This window comes from Terrabacter sp. 05T424, from assembly GCF_056396225.1.
In genome coordinates this window covers 38,730-53,505 of sequence record NZ_JBFTLB010000017.1, presented here as the reverse complement: position 1 = coordinate 53,505, position 14,776 = coordinate 38,730, and the positions used below count along the sequence as shown (strand labels likewise).

The window sequence follows — 14,776 nt, the reverse complement described above, 5'->3', positions numbered from 1 at the left end:
GCGCCGGCGCCGGGCGCGGCCCCAGCGGCCCCGCGCGGTGGCTTGGCCGCAGCCGTCACCTCGCCCGGGTCGACGCTGCCCGGGTCGAGGGCCGGCGGCGGGGGCACGGTCGCCATCCAGGCGCCGAGCCGGCCCTTCTCGTGGAGCAGGTCGCGGATGTCGACCTCGGCGTACTCGAACTCGGGGCTCCAGTGCAGCGCGTCGAACGGGCACACCTCGATGCAGATGCCGCAGTACATGCAGAGCGAGAAGTCGATGGCGAAGCGGTCGAGCACGTTGCGCTGGCGCGCGCGGCCACCGGGCGTCGTCGGCGGCAGCTCCTCCTTGTGGGAGTCGATGTAGATGCACCAGTCGGGGCACTCACGCGCGCACAGCATGCAGGAGGTGCAGTTCTCCTCGGTCAGCGCGATGACCCCGCGCGAGCGCGGCGGCAGGGCCGGTGCGACGTCGGGATACTCGGCCGTGTGCGTGTGCCGCGTCAGCGACCTCGCCGTCGTCGCGAGGCCCTTGACCAGCCCGGGCAGGATGCCGTCACCCACGTGCGTTCACCGTCCTCGTGCTCATCGGGAGACCACCACCACGCCGACGGCGGTGAGGGCGAGCTGGAAGAGCGCCAGCGGCACCAACCAGACCCAGGCGAGGCGCTGCAGCTGGTCCTCGCGCATGCGCGGCCACGAGACGCGCAGCCAGATGACGACGACAGCGACCAGGAAGCCCTTGAGCAGGGTCCACACCCATCCTACGTACGCCTCGAACGGGCCGTGCCAGCCGCCGAGGAAGAGGACCGCGAAGAGCAGTGACATGACGACGATGCCGGCGTACTCGGCGAGCAGGAAGAAGGCGAAGCGCAGCCCGGTGTACTCGGTGAAGGCCCCGAAGACGATCTCGGAATCGGCCAGCGGCATGTCGAACGGCGGCCGCTGCAGCTCGGCGAGGGCAGCGACGAGGAAGACGACGGCGCCGGGCAGCTGCCACAGCAGCCACCACGGGTTCCAGGCGTTGCCGATGCCGATGAGCGAGAGGGTGCCCGCCGCCAGCGCCACCGACGCGACCGCGAGGACCATCGGCAGCTCGTAGGACACGAGCTGGGCGGCGGCGCGCATCGCGCCGAGGAGGGAGTACTTGTTGGCCGAGGCCCACCCGGCCATCAGCGTGCCGATGATGCCGACGCCGATCACGGCCAGCACGAGCACGACGCTCGCGTCGACCGATGCCCCGACCACTCTCGGCGAGAGCGGGATGACCGCGAGCGCCACGAGGTAGGGGATGAGGGCGACGAAGGGAGCGAGCCGGAAGACCTGGCGGTCGGCACGGGCCGGGGTGATGTCCTCCTTCTGGACGAACTTCACCCCGTCGGCGACGAGCTGGGCCCAGCCGTGGAAGCCGCCGGCATACATCGGCCCGAGGCGGCCCTGCATGTGGGCCATCACCTTGTGCTCGGTCTGGCCCACGAGGAGCGGCAGCACGAGGAAGGCCACGAGCACGGCCGCGGCGCGCAGCACGACCTCGAGCCACGGTGCCAGGACGAGGTTCATCGCGGGCCCCACTCGGGTCCGGGCACCCCGGGCGCCTGGACGCGGCGCCGGCCCGGGGCCCGCGCGGAGTCGTGGCCCTCGCCGGGCTCCTTCGCGCCGGGCCACGCCTTCGACGCCCTAGCGGCGAGCACGAAGGACTTGCGCAGCGGGGTGCCCTCGAAGCCCTCGGGCAGCAGGAGCGGTCGCAGCCCCAGACCGGTGCCGTCGTCGAAGCCGTCGAAGTCGATGCCGAACATCTCGTGCGTCTCGCGCTCGTGCCAGGCCGCGCCCCCGAAGATCGGCGTCAGCGACGGCACCGGCAGGCCCTCGGGGGCACGGGTGCGCACGAGCACCGACGGCAGCCGGCCCCGCTCGCGGGTGTCGATGAGGTGGCAGACCACGTCGAAGCCGGGCGCGTCGCGCTCGTCGGCCGAGTCGTGACCGCCGACACCGCCGCCGCGGTCGGTCTCGTCGACGGCGGTCAGCCAGTCGAAGTAGCGGTAGCCCTCCTCGCGAAGCGCGAGCACGGTGCTCGACCACTCCCCGAACGGGACGTCACGCACGTCGGTGACCTTCACCGGTCATCGCTCCCGGCGCCGGACCCGGACACGGCGCTCCGGCTCAGGAGCGGCCGACGGACGTCACCAGCACTCCCGACGCGCGTGCCGGCATACCTGCCCTTGAGCTTCTGCGTCGACAGGCGCTCGCTCGCGATCTGCTCCTGGAGGCGGATGATGCCGTGCAGCAGGGCCTCGGGACGTGGCGGGCAGCCGGGCACGTAGACGTCGACGGGCACGATCTGGTCGACGCCCTTGGTCACCGAGTAGGAGTCCCAGTAGGGGCCGCCGGAGTTGGAGCAGGCCCCGAAGGAGATGACGTACTTCGGCTCGGGCATCTGGTCGTAGAGGCGGCGGATGGCCGGCGCCATCTTGTCGGTGACGGTGCCCGACACGACCATGAGGTCGGCCTGCCGCGGGCCGGGCGCGAACGGGATGACCCCGAGACGGATGAAGTCGTGGCGCCCCATCGACGCGGCGATGAACTCGATGGCGCAGCAGGCGAGCCCGAAGTTGAAGACCCACAGCGAGTAGCGCCGGCCCCAGTTGAGCACGACCTTGACCGGCTTGGGTGCGTGAGCGCCGAGCACGCCCACCGATGCCGGACCGACGGTCGGCATCGGGAGGTCGACGGGGTGGCCGGTGCCACTGGGCTGAATGGGGTCGCTGGCCATCACACCCACCTCAGCAGCCCGCGGCGGGCAGCGTGGGCCAGGCCCAGCACGATGACGCCGATGAAGACGGCCATCTCGACGAGGCTGGCCCGGCCGAGGTCGGCGTCGCGGATCACCGTCGCCCAGGGGAAGAGGTAGACGGCGTCGACGGCGAAGACGACGTAGAGGAAGGAGAAGACGAAGTAGCGGACCTTCGTCTGGGCCCAGCCCTCGCCGACGGGGTCGACGCCCGACTCGTACGTCGTCAGCTTGGCCGCGTGCGGGGCGCGCGGTGCCAGCAGGCGCCGGGCGACCATCGCGGCCGTGACGAGCAGGACGCCTGCCCCCAGCACCGCTGCGACGGCGAGGTACCCGGACATGACTGCCAGCCTATCCATGCTCGGTGCCCGTATGCCGTGTGGTCGGGGCGCGGCCCACGGGCCGTGACGAGGCGGCCGGGTGTCGAGACTCCGTGATGTCCACGTGATGACAACTGCGCAAAGTTGAACAAGGCACGAACTAGCATGGAAATTGCCCGCCGCAAAGGGCTCCGGGCAGGCAATCCGTAGGAAGTTCGAGGACGACTCAGAGCATGAGCACCAAACTGGTCCAGAAGCTCGATCGTGTGGTCATCCGATTCGCCGGCGACTCCGGCGACGGCATGCAGCTGACCGGTGACCGCTTCACGTCGCAGACCGCCCTGCTGGGCAACGACCTGTCGACGCTGCCGAACTTCCCGGCCGAGATCCGCGCACCCCAGGGCACCCTGCCGGGCGTGTCGAGCTTCCAGCTGCACTTCGCCGACCACAGCGTGCTCACGCCAGGCGACGCGCCTGACGTGCTCGTCGCGATGAACCCCGCGGCGCTCAAGGCCAACCTCCGCGACCTGCCGCGCGGCGCGACGATCATCGTCAACACCGACGAGTTCACCAGGCGCAACCTCTCCAAGGTGGGCTACGCCGAGAGCCCGGTCGACGACGGCTCGCTCGAGAGCTACCACGTGCACCCGGTGGCGCTGACCTCGATCGCGGTCGAGGCGCTCGCGTCGTTCACCGACCTGACCCGCAAGGAGAAGGAGCGCGCCAAGAACATGTTCGCCCTCGGCCTCCTCTCGTGGCTCTACACGCGACCCATGGACGGCACCGAGGCGTTCCTCAAGGCGAAGTTCGCCGACAAGCCGGTCATCCTCGAGGCCAACCTCGCGGCGCTGCGGGCCGGCTTCAACTACGGCGAGACCACCGAGGACTTCGCCGTGTCCTACGAGATCGCCCCGGCCACGATGGCGCCGGGCACCTACCGCAACGTCACCGGCAACGTCGCGCTGTCGCTCGGGCTCGTCGCGGCGGCGCACCGGGCGCACCTGCCGCTCTTCCTCGGCAGCTACCCGATCACGCCCGCCTCCGACATCCTCCACACGCTCGCCGGCCTCAAGCGCTACGGCGTCGCGACGATGCAGGCCGAGGACGAGATCGCGGGCGTCGGCGCAGCACTCGGTGCGAGCTTCGGCGGCGCCCTCGGTGTCACGACCACGTCGGGCCCGGGGCTCGCGCTCAAGGCCGAGACGATCGGCCTGGCCGTGTCGCTCGAGCTGCCGCTCATCGTGTGCGACATCCAGCGCGGTGGCCCCTCCACCGGGCTGCCCACCAAGACCGAGCAGGCCGACCTGCTCCAGGCCCTCTTCGGTCGCAACGGCGAGTCGCCGGTCGCGGTCGTCGCACCGTCGACGCCCGCCGACTGCTTCGACATCGCCGTCGAGGCCGTCCGCATCGCGACCACCTACCGCACCCCCGTGATCGTCCTGTCCGACGGCTACCTCGCCAACGGTTCCGAGCCGTGGCGGCTGCCGCGCACGGGCGAGCTTCCCGACATCGCAGTGGAGTTCGCGACCGAGCCCAACGCGACCGACGACAAGGGCCAGCCCGTCTTCCACCCGTACCTGCGCGACCCCGAGACGCTGGCGCGGCCGTGGGCGATCCCCGGCACGCCCGGCCTCGAGCACCGCGTCGGCGGCATCGAGAAGGCCGACGTCACGGGCAACATCTCCTACGACCCCGACAACCACGACCACATGACGCGACTGCGCCAGGCGAAGATCGACGGCATCGCCGACACGATCGCGCCTCTCGAGGTCGACGACCCCACCGGCGACGTCGAGGTGCTCGTGCTGGGCTGGGGCTCGACGTTCGGCCCGATCTCCGCCGCGGTGCGGCTCGCCCGCAACACCGGCGCCCGCGTCGCGCAGGCGCACCTGCGCCACCTCAACCCGTTCCCCGCCAACACCGGCGAGGTGCTGCGCCGCTACGAGCGCGTCATCGTCCCCGAGATGAACCTGGGCCAGCTCGCGCTGCTGCTCCGCGCCAAGTACCTCGTCGACGTCGAGTCGCACACGTCGGTCCGCGGCCTGCCGTTCCAGGCGGGTGAGCTCGCCGGCGTCATCTCGGCCGCCGTCGCGTCGCTGAGCGACGCGCACCTGAAGGAGACCGCCCAGTGACCACCGACCTGCCCGTCGACCTCGGTATGCCGACCCGTGGCACCGCGGGCGTGCCGCGCCTCGCCGACGGCACCGCCCTGACGAAGAAGGACTTCACGTCCGACCAGGAGGTGCGCTGGTGCCCGGGGTGCGGTGACTACGCGATCCTCGCCGCCGTCCAGGGCTTCCTGCCCGAGCTCGGGCTCAAGCGCGAGAACATCGTCTTCGTCTCGGGCATCGGGTGCAGCTCGCGCTTCCCGTACTACCTCGACACCTACGGCATGCACTCGATCCACGGGCGCGCGCCGGCCATCGCGACCGGTCTGGCAGCCACGCGCGAGGACCTCTCGGTCTGGGTCGTCACCGGTGACGGCGACGCCCTGTCGATCGGTGGCAACCACCTGATCCACGCGTTGCGCCGCAACGTCAACCTCAAGATCCTGCTCTTCAACAACGAGATCTACGGCCTGACCAAGGGCCAGTACTCCCCCACCTCGCACGTCGGTCAGGTCACGAAGTCCACCCCGCTGGGCTCGCTCGACACGCCGTTCAACCCCGTGTCCCTGGCGCTCGGCGCCGAGGCCAGCTTCGTCGCGCGCACCATGGACTCCGACCGCCAGCACCTCACCGGAGTGCTCCGTGCCGCGGCCGAGCACCGCGGCTCGGCCCTCGTCGAGATCTACCAGAACTGCCCGATCTTCAACGACGGTGTCTTCGACGTGCTCAAGGACCGCACCGAGGCCGCCGCGCGCATCCTGCACCTCGCCGACGGCGAGGAGGTCGCGGCCGGCGACAACGTCGTGGTCCGTGACGACCGAGGTGCGCTCGCGGTCGTGGCCCGCGCCGACGCCGACCCGGCCCGCATCGTGCGTCACGACGTGTCGGCGCAAGACCCCTCCGCGGCCTTCGCCCTCTCGCGTCTCGACAGCCCCGACCTCGGGCACGTGCCGATGGGGATCTTCCGCAACGTGCAGCGCCCGACCTATGACGACGCGCTGCGCGAGCAGATCGCCTCGGCCCGCACCAACGCGATCACCGACGCCGACATCGACGCCCTGCTCGCCGGGCGCGACACGTGGACCGTCGGCACTCCGGCGGGTTCGTGACCTCCACCAACCGGATCTCGACCAGCTCGTCCGCACCCGGCTCCCCCGGCTCGCCCGGGGCGCTCGGGTCGTTCTCGAGCCCACCCCACGGCGAGGTCAGGCGCGGCACCCTGCTCGGGTTCACGGCATACGGCATCTGGGGGCTCTTCCCGCTCTACTTCGACGCCCTCAAGCCCGCGGGTGCCTGGGAGATCCTGGCCCACCGCATCCTCTGGACCCTGCTCTTCTGCGTCGTGCTGCTGCTCGTCGGCCGCGACCTCGACTGGGTGCGGCCGCTCCTGCGACGGCCGCGGCTGCTTGCCGGCACGGCGGTCGCGGCCGTGCTCATCGCCGTCAACTGGGTGGTCTACGTCGGGGCCGTGACGTCGGGCAACACCTCCGAGGCCGCACTCGGCTACTTCCTCAACCCGCTCGTCACCGTCGCGCTCGGGGTGGTCGTGCTGGGCGAACGGCTGCGCTGGATGCAGTGGGTCGCCGTCGGCATCGGGTTCGCCGCGGCCGCCTTCCTCGGCATCGTCGGTGGGCGCGTGCCGTGGGTCGCGCTCGCGCTCGCCTGCTCCTTCGCGCTCTACAGCCTCACCAAGAAGAAGGTCGGCGTCAGCCTCGACGCCGTCCACGGCCTCACCGTCGAGACGGTCGTGCTCGCGCCCGTCGCCGTCGTGCTGCTGTTCGTCGTGTCGGCGCAGGGTGGTCTGGAGTTCGGCCGGCACGGTGGCGTGCACACCTCCCTGCTCGTGCTCTCCGGCGTCGTCACCGCCGTGCCGCTGCTGTGCTTCGCGGCCGCCGCGCGACGCATCCCGCTCGTCACGATCGGCCTCATCCAGTTCTTCACGCCCGTGATGCAACTGCTGTGCGCGGTGCTGCTGCTCGGCGAGCACCTGCCCCCGGAGCGGTGGATCGGCTTCGGCATCGTCTGGCTCGCGCTCGCGGTCCTCACCGTCGACTCCCTCATCAGCCTCCGAGGCGCGCGGGCCGCGCGTCGCGACCTGCCGGTCGACGACTGCCCGCGTTGAGGCGAGCCATCCCGTCTCACAGGGGCCCCGGCGGTGACAGACTGCTGAGGTGAGCGACCTCGCCCTCGGCTCCCGCACCGGACGGTTCGTCATCGCGGCTGCCGTGCTCGGGTCGGGGATGGCCCTGCTCGATGGCACCGTCGTCAACGTCGCGCTCGTGCGCATCGGCGAGGAGCTCGGCGCCAGCATGAGCGACCTGCAGTGGATCACCAACGGCTACCTGCTCGCCCTCGCCTCACTCATTCTGCTGGGCGGCTCGCTCGGCGACCGCTTCGGCCGGCGCCGGGTCTTCGTCATCGGCGTCGCGTGGTTCACCCTCGCCTCGGCGGCCTGCGGGCTCGCCCAGTCCCCCGGCCAGCTCGTCGTCGCGCGCGTGCTGCAGGGCGTGGGCGGAGCGCTGCTGACGCCGGGAAGCCTCGCCATGATCCAGTCGTCGTTCCGGCCCGGCGACCGCGGCAAGGCCATCGGAACGTGGTCCGGCCTCGGTGGGATCGCCTCTGCCGCCGGACCGTTCGTCGGTGGGTGGCTGGTCCAGTTCGCCAGCTGGCGGTGGGCCTTCCTCGTCAACGTCCCACTCGGCATCGCGACCGTCTGGATCGCCCAGCTGCATGTGCCAGAGACCCGCGACGAGCGCGCCGACCACCACTTCGACGTGCTGGGCGCCGTGCTCGCCACGCTCGCCCTCGGCGTCACCACGTTCGCCCTCATCCAGCACGAGGCGCTCGGGGTGGGGGCCACCATCGGCGTCCTCGCACTCGGGCTCGCCATCGGGGCTGCCTTCGTCGTCGTGGAGCAGCGCCGCCCGCACCCGATGGTGCAGCCGTCGCTCTTCGCCTCACGCCAGTTCAGCGCCGCGAACGCGATGACCCTGCTGGTGTATGCCGCCCTGGGCGCCGTCTTCTTCTTCCTGACGCTCCAGCTGCAGACGGTGCTCGGCTACGGGCCGATGCTCGCCGGCATGGCATCGCTGCCCGTCACGATCCTGATGCTCTTCCTCGCCTCGCGGGGCGGCGAGCTCGCCTCTCGCATCGGCCCGAGGCTGCCCATGACCCTCGGCCCGGTCGTGTGCGGCGTCGGCACGGTGCTGCTGGCCGGCGTCAGGTCCGGGTCGAGCTACTGGCTGGGAGTGTTGCCGGGCATCACCGTCTTCGGCCTCGGGCTCGTGCTGCTCGTCGCCCCGCTCACTGCCACCGTCCTCGCTGCCGCTCCCGACCGATATGCCGGCGTCGCCAGTGGCGTGAACAACGCCGTGGCACGCGCCGGGAGCCTGCTCGCGGTGGCGGCCCTGCCCGCCGCCGTGGGTCTGAGCGGCACCGACTACGCCGACCCACAGGCGTTCTCGTCGGCCTACCGCGCGGCGATGCTACTCTGCGCGGTGCTGCTCGTCGCCGGCGGGATCGTCTCGTGGCTGCTCATCCGCAACCCGGTGGCCGCGCCGCGCGAGCCGGCGCCCCAGCCCGTCCCTGCCCTCGAGGGAGCCGAAGGGGCGCAGGTCGCGGTGCCCGCCGGACGGCATACGCGGTCGGTGCAGTCGGGCTGGTCGTGCGCCGGCTCGGAAGGCTGCCCGGGCACGAGCCACCAGCACGACGACGACCTCGCCTCGACCCACCGGCCTTGACGACCCGAACATGGTGGCGTGGAGGCGCGGTCTGCGGCTGCACTCACCTGGCCGACGGACACTGCGTCACTGTTGGCCCCCACGCAACACTGACGTAGCCGCCGGGAAGCGCCGCTCGCCAGGTGACTAGAGGCCCCGCGTACGTCACTGTTGCGGCCCGCGCAACACAGACGTAGTGGTCGCCCCCGTCGCGTGCCATCTCCCGCGGTCACGCTCTAGGTGCCGAGCGACAACACCGGCCGTCGGGCGCGCATGATGGGGGCATGAGCGACGTCGCAGCGACAGGCTTCCGCACCGAGCACGACTCGATGGGCGAGGTGCAGGTGCCCGTCGACGCCCTGTGGGGCGCCCAGACGGCGCGGGCCGTCGAGAACTTCCCGATCAGCGGCCAGCCCGTCCCGGCCGGGGTGGTGCACGCACTCGCCCAGCTCAAAGCCGCCGCCGCCGAGGTCAACGCCGACCTCGGTGTGCTCGACGGCGAGCGTGCTGCCGCTATCGCCGCCGCGGCCGGCGAGGTCGCGAACGGAGACCACGACGACGAGTTCCCGGTCGACGTCTTCCAGACCGGCTCGGGCACCTCCACGAACATGAACGTCAACGAGGTCGTCGCTCGCATCGCGCACCTGTCCAGCGGTCTCGACATCCATCCGAACGACCACGTCAACGCCGGCCAGTCGAGCAACGACACCTTTCCGAGCGCCCTGCGCATCGCTGCCACGACGGCGGCCGTCTCGGATCTCGTGCCGGCGCTCGAGCACCTCGCGATGGCACTGGGCCGCAAGAGCGCCGAGTTCGCCGACGTCGTCAAGGCCGGTCGCACCCACCTCATGGACGCCGTGCCGGTGACCCTCGGCCAGGAGTTCGGCGGCTACGTGCGGCAGGTCGAGCTGGGCGCGAGCAGGGTGCGCACCGCGGCCGACGCGACGAGCGAGCTCCCGCTCGGCGGCACGGCTGCTGGGACCGGGCTCAACGCGGCCCCGGGCTTCGCCCGGAAGGTCATCGAACGCGTCGCGGGTGTCACCGGGCTCCCGTTCCGCGAGGCCGTCGACCACTTCGAGGCCCAGTCCGCGCAGGACGCCGTCGTCGAGCTGTCGGGGGCGCTCAAGGTCGTCGCCGTCAGCCTCACGAAGATCTGCAACGACCTGCGGTGGATGAGCTCCGGACCGCGCACGGGCCTCGGCGAGATCCACCTGCCCGACCTGCAGCCGGGGTCGAGCATCATGCCTGGCAAGGTCAACCCGGTCGTGCCCGAGGCCACCCTCATGGTGTGCGTGCAGGTCATCGGCAACGACGTCGCCATCACGACCGCCGGCGCCGCCGGCAACTTCGAGCTCAACGTCATGCTGCCGGTCATGGCCAAGAACGTGCTCGAGTCGATCGGGCTGCTCGCCGCAACGTCACGTCTGCTCGCCGACCGGTGCATCGACGGCATCACCGCCGAGGTCGACCACGCCCGTGCGCTCGCGGAGGGCTCGCCGTCGATCGTCACCCCCCTCAACCGCTACCTCGGCTACGAGGCGGCGGCCGCGGTCGTCAAGCAGGCGGTCAAGGAGCGCCGCACGATCCGCGAGGTCGTCATCGACCAGGGTCACGTCGCGGACGGCAAGCTCACCGAGCAGCAGCTGGATGAGGCGCTCGACGTGCTCTCGATGACCCGCCCCGTCAGCCGAGGAACTGGCTCGCCGTGAAGATCGCCCCCTGGGGGTCGCGGACGACGGCCGTGCGCGTCCAGTCGTTGTCGTCGGTGCGCACGACGGTGGCGCCGAGCTCGACCGCACGGGCGACCGTCGCGTCGCGGTCGGAGACGGTGAAGGTGACCTTCCACCCCGGCTCGTCACCCGGCACGACAGGCACCAGCCAGCCGATCGCATCGGCGAACCCTGGCGGCACGCCGACCCCCGACTGCCGCTCGTGGATGTCGGGGTCGACCGTCGACGCCAGGTGGTCGCCGTAGCCCGGCACGCGGATCATCGTCGCGAAGCCGGACTCGGAGAACTCCCAGCCGAAGACACCCGCGTAGAACGCCCGAGCCGACTCCGGGTCGTCGGTGTGCAGGTCGCTGAAGTTCCACGCGCCTGGTGTGTTGGTGACCTGGGCTCCGAGGCGGCGTCTGGCCTCCCAGAGCCGGATCTCCAGGCCCTGGGCATCGCGCGCCACGACGGACCTACCACCCTCCCCCGCCACGGTCGGCGGCTGCACCACGCTGCCGCCCGCCTGCTCGACCCGGCGAACTGAGGCGTCGGCGTCGTCGACCGCGACGTAGGTGTTCCACGACGCGTCGGGCCGCTCTGCCCCGTCACCCGTTCCGGCGTCGACGCCCTTCACATCGCCCTTCTCATCACCCTTCTCATCGACCTTCTCATCACCCTTCTCATCGACCTTCTCATCGACCTCGGCCGGCCCGCCGATCGCACCCACGTCGCGACCATCCAGCTGCGCGACGAGGTAGCGGAAGGGAGCGCCGGGCGGCGTCGCCTGGTCGAAGGTCCAGCCGAGCAAGCCGCCGTAGAAGTCCAGCGCCGCCTCGACGTCGGGCTGCTCCGTGTCGACCCAGGCGGTCACTCCTTCCGGATAGGTCCTCTGCTCCGTCACGGCCTGCTCCTCACGTCGGTGTGCGATCCGTCCACCATAGGCAGGCCCGCTGACGCCGGCCCGGGCTACGCTCGCCCGATGACGCTGGACGACGTGGACGCCTACCTGGGCACCCTCGAGGGATGCCGGGCTCGCAGTGTCGACGGGCGACGCGCGTGGTACGTCGACGGACTCCTCGTCGCGCGAGCGGACGCGCCGGGAACCCTGCTGGTCCGACTCGGCGGGGCCGAGCGCGAGCGCCTCGTGACGGCATACCCCGGCACCTTCGGCGTGCCACCTCGCTGGGAGGCGCACGCCAAGGTGCAGGCCGACCTCTCGGGCGACCCCGACGCCGTCCGCGACGCCCTGCACCGGGCGTGGCAGGGCCAGCGCGCAGCCCGCGCCTGAGCCAGTGCGCACAGCCCGCGCCTGGTCAGCGCGTGACTCAGGAGCCGAGCACGCGCTCGAGGTAGGGGTTTCCGAAGAGCCGGTCGGGATCGGCGCGGTCGCGCACGGCCACGAAGTCGTCGAAGCGCGGGTAGACCGAGCGCAGGTAGCCGGCATCGCGGGTGTGCAGCTTGCCCCAGTGCGGACGCCCACCGTGCTCGGTCGCGATCGCCTCGAAGGCGTCGAAGTAGGCGCCTCTGCCCTGTCGGTGGTACTTGTGGATCGCGATGTAGCAGGTCTGGCGCTCGTAGGCCGTCGAGAGCCACACGTCGTCGGCGGCCGCGACGCGGCACTCCACGGGGAACGAGATCTGCTCGTCGTGGGAGTCGACCCAGGCGCGCAGCTCGAGCAGGACGTCGCGGAGGGCGGCGCGGGGGAAGGCCCACTCCGACTCCATGAAGCGGACCTCGCGCGCCGTCACGAACACCTTGTGCGAGCTATCGGTGAACTGACGCTCGCTGAGGGCTCGTGACGCGATCGCGTTGATGCTGCGCGTGGAGCGCGGCAGCCGGGTCGCGACGCGGTTGGTCAGCTCGAAGAACCGGTTGGTGAGCAGGTCGTCGTCGAGCCTCTCGCGCCAGGCCGGCAGCGGGCGCTTGGCCGTGCCCTCGGGCACCCGGTTGTTGCGCTTGGTCAGGGCCCGGTCGGTGTGCGGGAACCAGTAGAACTCGAAGTGGTCGTTGGCCTCGGCCGAGACGTCCGCGTGATCGAGCACGTCGGAGAGCGACTCGGGCCGCTCGACAGCGTGCAGCAGGAAGGCCGGCACGACGGCCACGGTGATCTCGGTGACGATGCCCAGGGCGCCGAGCCCCAGCCGTGCCGCTTGGAAGAGCTCCGGCTCGCGCGTCGATGAGCACTCGACGACCGACCCGTCGGCGAGGACGAGCCGCAACGCGCGGATGCCGGCCGAGAGCCCGGTGAGGCGCAGTCCTGTGCCGTGCGTGCCGGTGCCGGTCGCCCCGGCGAGGCTCTGCCGGTCGATGTCGCCGAGGTTGGGCAAGGCGTAGCCGAAGGCCGCGAGCTCGTCGTTGAGGACGTGCAGGGGGGTGCCCGCGCGGACGGTGGCCTCACCGCGGGTCGAGTCGATCGAGGTGACTCCGGTCAGGGCCCCGAGCCGAAGCTGCACGCCGTCGGTGACGCCCACGCCGGTGAAGGAGTGCCCGGCCCCGATCGCCTTGACCCGCAAGCCCTTGGCGCGTGCCCGGGACACCTCGTCGACGACCTCGGCCTCGCTGCGCGGCGTCGCGACCCGCGCCAGCCTCGAGGTCTCGGTGCCCGACCAGTTGGTCCACTCGATGCTGCGGACGACGCCGTCCTTCACCACGCCCACACTCTCAGCCAAAACACTGCCCTTCACCACGGTAGGTCGCCGCTCGTCCGACGACCCGGTCGCCTCCGTCGCTGCTGACGAGCGCGAACTCCGTGAACCGCTCGGCCAGCTCCCCTGCCTTGGCGTGCCGGAACCATATCCGATCGCCCAGTGAGAGCCGGCCGGCGCCCGGTCCGGTCAGGGGCGTCTGCACCTCACCGGCACCTTCGCGGCGCACGAGGGACAGGTCGTGCTCGGGCAGCGGACTCGGCACGCGCGACCAGCCGGGCTGGCCCGACGCGATGTAGCCGCCGCCGTATGCCGCCACCATTCCCCCTCCCGGACGGCGCACCGCCGGCGCGGCGAAGTATGCCGCCGGGCGCAGGTGGAGGTCGTCGTAACCGTCGAAGAGGGTGGGGGCGAAGAGCCCCGAGCCCGCCGCCAGCTCGGTGAGGGCGGGGTCGAGATGGGTGACGTGCAGGCTCCCGGTGCCACCGCCGTTGACGACCTCGAGGTCGGTCAGGGCCTTGGCCGCGGCCACCACCTCGCCGCGACGCGAGAGCAGCTCGTTCGCCGAGATCTTCTTCATCCGGCGCACCGCCGACGAGGAGTCCGGCAGCCCGGCGATCTGGGCGTCGTAGAACATCAGGCCGGCAACGACGAGTCCGCGCTCCTGCGCCCTGCGGATGACGGTCTCGACCTCATCGGGGGTGCGGGTCGGCGAGCGGCGCACACCCATGTGGGCCGGTCCGACCCGCAGCGAGGCATCGACGTCGACAGCCACGCGCAAGCCCTCGTGCCCGGCGACCTCACGGGCCAGGAAGTCGACGTGCTCGACGCTGTCGATCATCAGGATGACGGCGCGCTTGAGCGCCGGGTCGGACGCGAGCTCGGTGAGCGCCGGCACGTCCACGCTCGGGTAGGCCACGAGCAGGTCGTCGTGGCCGTCGCGGGCCCACCACAGGGCCTCGCGCACGGCGTAGCACATCAGGCCTGCGAAGCCGTCGTGCCCGAGGGCGCGCTCGATGAGTGGCCGGGAGCGCAGGGACTTGGTGGCGATGCGGATCGGCACTCCGCCCGCCAGCGAGACGAGGGTCGTCGCGTTGGCGTCGAAGGCGTCGACGTCGACGACGGCGAGCGGAGCGGGCAGGTCTGCGGTCGCCGCGGACAGAGTGGCTGCCGTCCGCGTCGGAGGGGTGCGACGGGGCATTCCCGCACCCTACCGAGCGTCACCAGCAGAACAGCCGCGCCCGCTCCCCCATCTCAGGAACACATGCGTCGGGAAGTGAGCACTCGACGTGCAGGTCCCGTCGAGTGCCCACTTTCCGACGGGCGTACGCGTCGGGAACTGAGCACTCGATGCGAGGGGTGCGTCGGGAAGTGAGCACTCGACTGGGAGGTCTGGTCGAGTGCTCAGTTTCCGACGGGCCTCGGCGTCGGGAAGTGAGCACTCGATGCGAGGGGTGCGTCGGGAAGTGAGCACTCGACTGGGAGGTCTGGTCGAGTGCTCAGTTTCTG

At 71.4% G+C, this 14,776-nt stretch carries 14 protein-coding genes; 6 read left to right on the top strand and 8 right to left on the bottom strand.

Annotated elements, in window-relative coordinates:
- The 5 genes from AC1DE0_RS21980 to AC1DE0_RS21960 all read right to left on the bottom strand — a co-directional run.
- Positions 1 to 539: NuoI/complex I 23 kDa subunit family protein (locus tag AC1DE0_RS21980; RefSeq protein ID WP_478105675.1), on the bottom strand; the 539-nt coding region annotated here is incomplete at its 3' end.
- Positions 540 to 560: 21 nt separating this feature from the next.
- On the bottom strand, positions 561 to 1,535 hold the full coding sequence (gene nuoH, locus AC1DE0_RS21975; protein WP_478105673.1) for an NADH-quinone oxidoreductase subunit NuoH: 975 nt from the start codon (positions 1,533 to 1,535) through the stop codon (positions 561 to 563).
- Complete coding sequence (locus AC1DE0_RS21970) at positions 1,532 to 2,092, bottom strand: NADH-quinone oxidoreductase subunit C (RefSeq protein ID WP_478105671.1); 561 nt, start codon at positions 2,090 to 2,092, stop codon at positions 1,532 to 1,534. Before AC1DE0_RS21970 ends, nuoH begins: the two co-directional genes overlap by 4 nt.
- On the bottom strand, positions 2,089 to 2,745 hold the full coding sequence (locus AC1DE0_RS21965; protein WP_478105669.1) for an NADH-quinone oxidoreductase subunit B: 657 nt from the start codon (positions 2,743 to 2,745) through the stop codon (positions 2,089 to 2,091). Before AC1DE0_RS21965 ends, AC1DE0_RS21970 begins: the two co-directional genes overlap by 4 nt.
- Positions 2,745 to 3,104 carry an NADH-quinone oxidoreductase subunit A gene (locus AC1DE0_RS21960; RefSeq protein WP_386051183.1) on the bottom strand — a complete coding sequence of 120 codons (360 nt, stop codon included), beginning with the start codon at positions 3,102 to 3,104 and terminating at the stop codon, positions 2,745 to 2,747. The genes AC1DE0_RS21965 and AC1DE0_RS21960 overlap by 1 nt, the downstream gene beginning before the upstream one ends.
- A gap of 212 nt (positions 3,105 to 3,316) precedes the next feature.
- Between AC1DE0_RS21960 and AC1DE0_RS21955 the strand changes: the two genes are divergently transcribed.
- The 5 genes from AC1DE0_RS21955 to AC1DE0_RS21935 all read left to right on the top strand — a co-directional run bounded on the left by AC1DE0_RS21955 (position 3,317) and on the right by AC1DE0_RS21935 (position 10,619).
- A complete protein-coding gene (locus AC1DE0_RS21955) occupies positions 3,317 to 5,215 on the top strand; it encodes a 2-oxoacid:acceptor oxidoreductase subunit alpha (protein WP_478105667.1) in 1,899 nt (632 codons plus the stop codon).
- An 8-nt stretch (positions 5,216 to 5,223) separates the two neighbouring features.
- Positions 5,224 to 6,300 (top strand): 2-oxoacid:ferredoxin oxidoreductase subunit beta, encoded by a 1,077-nt coding sequence (locus AC1DE0_RS21950; RefSeq protein WP_478105683.1) that lies wholly within the window; start codon positions 5,224 to 5,226, stop codon positions 6,298 to 6,300.
- A gap of 110 nt (positions 6,301 to 6,410) precedes the next feature.
- Positions 6,411 to 7,313: an EamA family transporter RarD gene (rarD, locus tag AC1DE0_RS21945; protein ID WP_478105681.1), complete on the top strand. Its 903-nt coding sequence runs from the start codon at positions 6,411 to 6,413 to the stop codon at positions 7,311 to 7,313.
- Between the two features lie 49 nt (positions 7,314 to 7,362).
- Positions 7,363 to 8,931: an MFS transporter gene (locus AC1DE0_RS21940; RefSeq protein WP_478105665.1), complete on the top strand. Its 1,569-nt coding sequence runs from the start codon at positions 7,363 to 7,365 to the stop codon at positions 8,929 to 8,931.
- 263 nt (positions 8,932 to 9,194) lie between these two features.
- Positions 9,195 to 10,619, top strand: coding sequence for a class II fumarate hydratase (locus AC1DE0_RS21935; RefSeq protein WP_478105663.1), 1,425 nt, complete (start codon positions 9,195 to 9,197; stop codon positions 10,617 to 10,619).
- Here the strand turns inward: AC1DE0_RS21935 and AC1DE0_RS21930 are convergent.
- Entirely contained in the window at positions 10,594 to 11,523 is a 930-nt protein-coding gene (locus tag AC1DE0_RS21930; protein ID WP_478105661.1) for a VOC family protein, read from the bottom strand. The two genes, AC1DE0_RS21935 and AC1DE0_RS21930, sit on opposite strands and share 26 nt — an antisense overlap.
- 78 nt (positions 11,524 to 11,601) lie before the next feature.
- Here AC1DE0_RS21930 and AC1DE0_RS21925 point away from each other — a divergent pair, with 78 nt between their 5' ends.
- Positions 11,602 to 11,910 (top strand): hypothetical protein, encoded by a 309-nt coding sequence (locus tag AC1DE0_RS21925; RefSeq protein WP_478105659.1) that lies wholly within the window; start codon positions 11,602 to 11,604, stop codon positions 11,908 to 11,910.
- Between the two features lie 37 nt (positions 11,911 to 11,947).
- On the opposite strand, the gene AC1DE0_RS21920 is transcribed toward AC1DE0_RS21925, so the two are convergent.
- Both AC1DE0_RS21920 and AC1DE0_RS21915 read right to left on the bottom strand, forming a co-directional pair.
- Complete coding sequence (locus AC1DE0_RS21920) at positions 11,948 to 13,279, bottom strand: D-arabinono-1,4-lactone oxidase (protein WP_478105679.1); 1,332 nt, start codon at positions 13,277 to 13,279, stop codon at positions 11,948 to 11,950.
- Positions 13,280 to 13,283: 4 nt separating this feature from the next.
- The gene (locus tag AC1DE0_RS21915; protein WP_478105657.1) at positions 13,284 to 14,468 is read right to left on the bottom strand and encodes a type III PLP-dependent enzyme domain-containing protein; all 1,185 of its coding nucleotides are present in this window, start codon (positions 14,466 to 14,468) and stop codon (positions 13,284 to 13,286) included.
- Between the last annotated feature and the right edge of the window lie 308 nt (positions 14,469 to 14,776).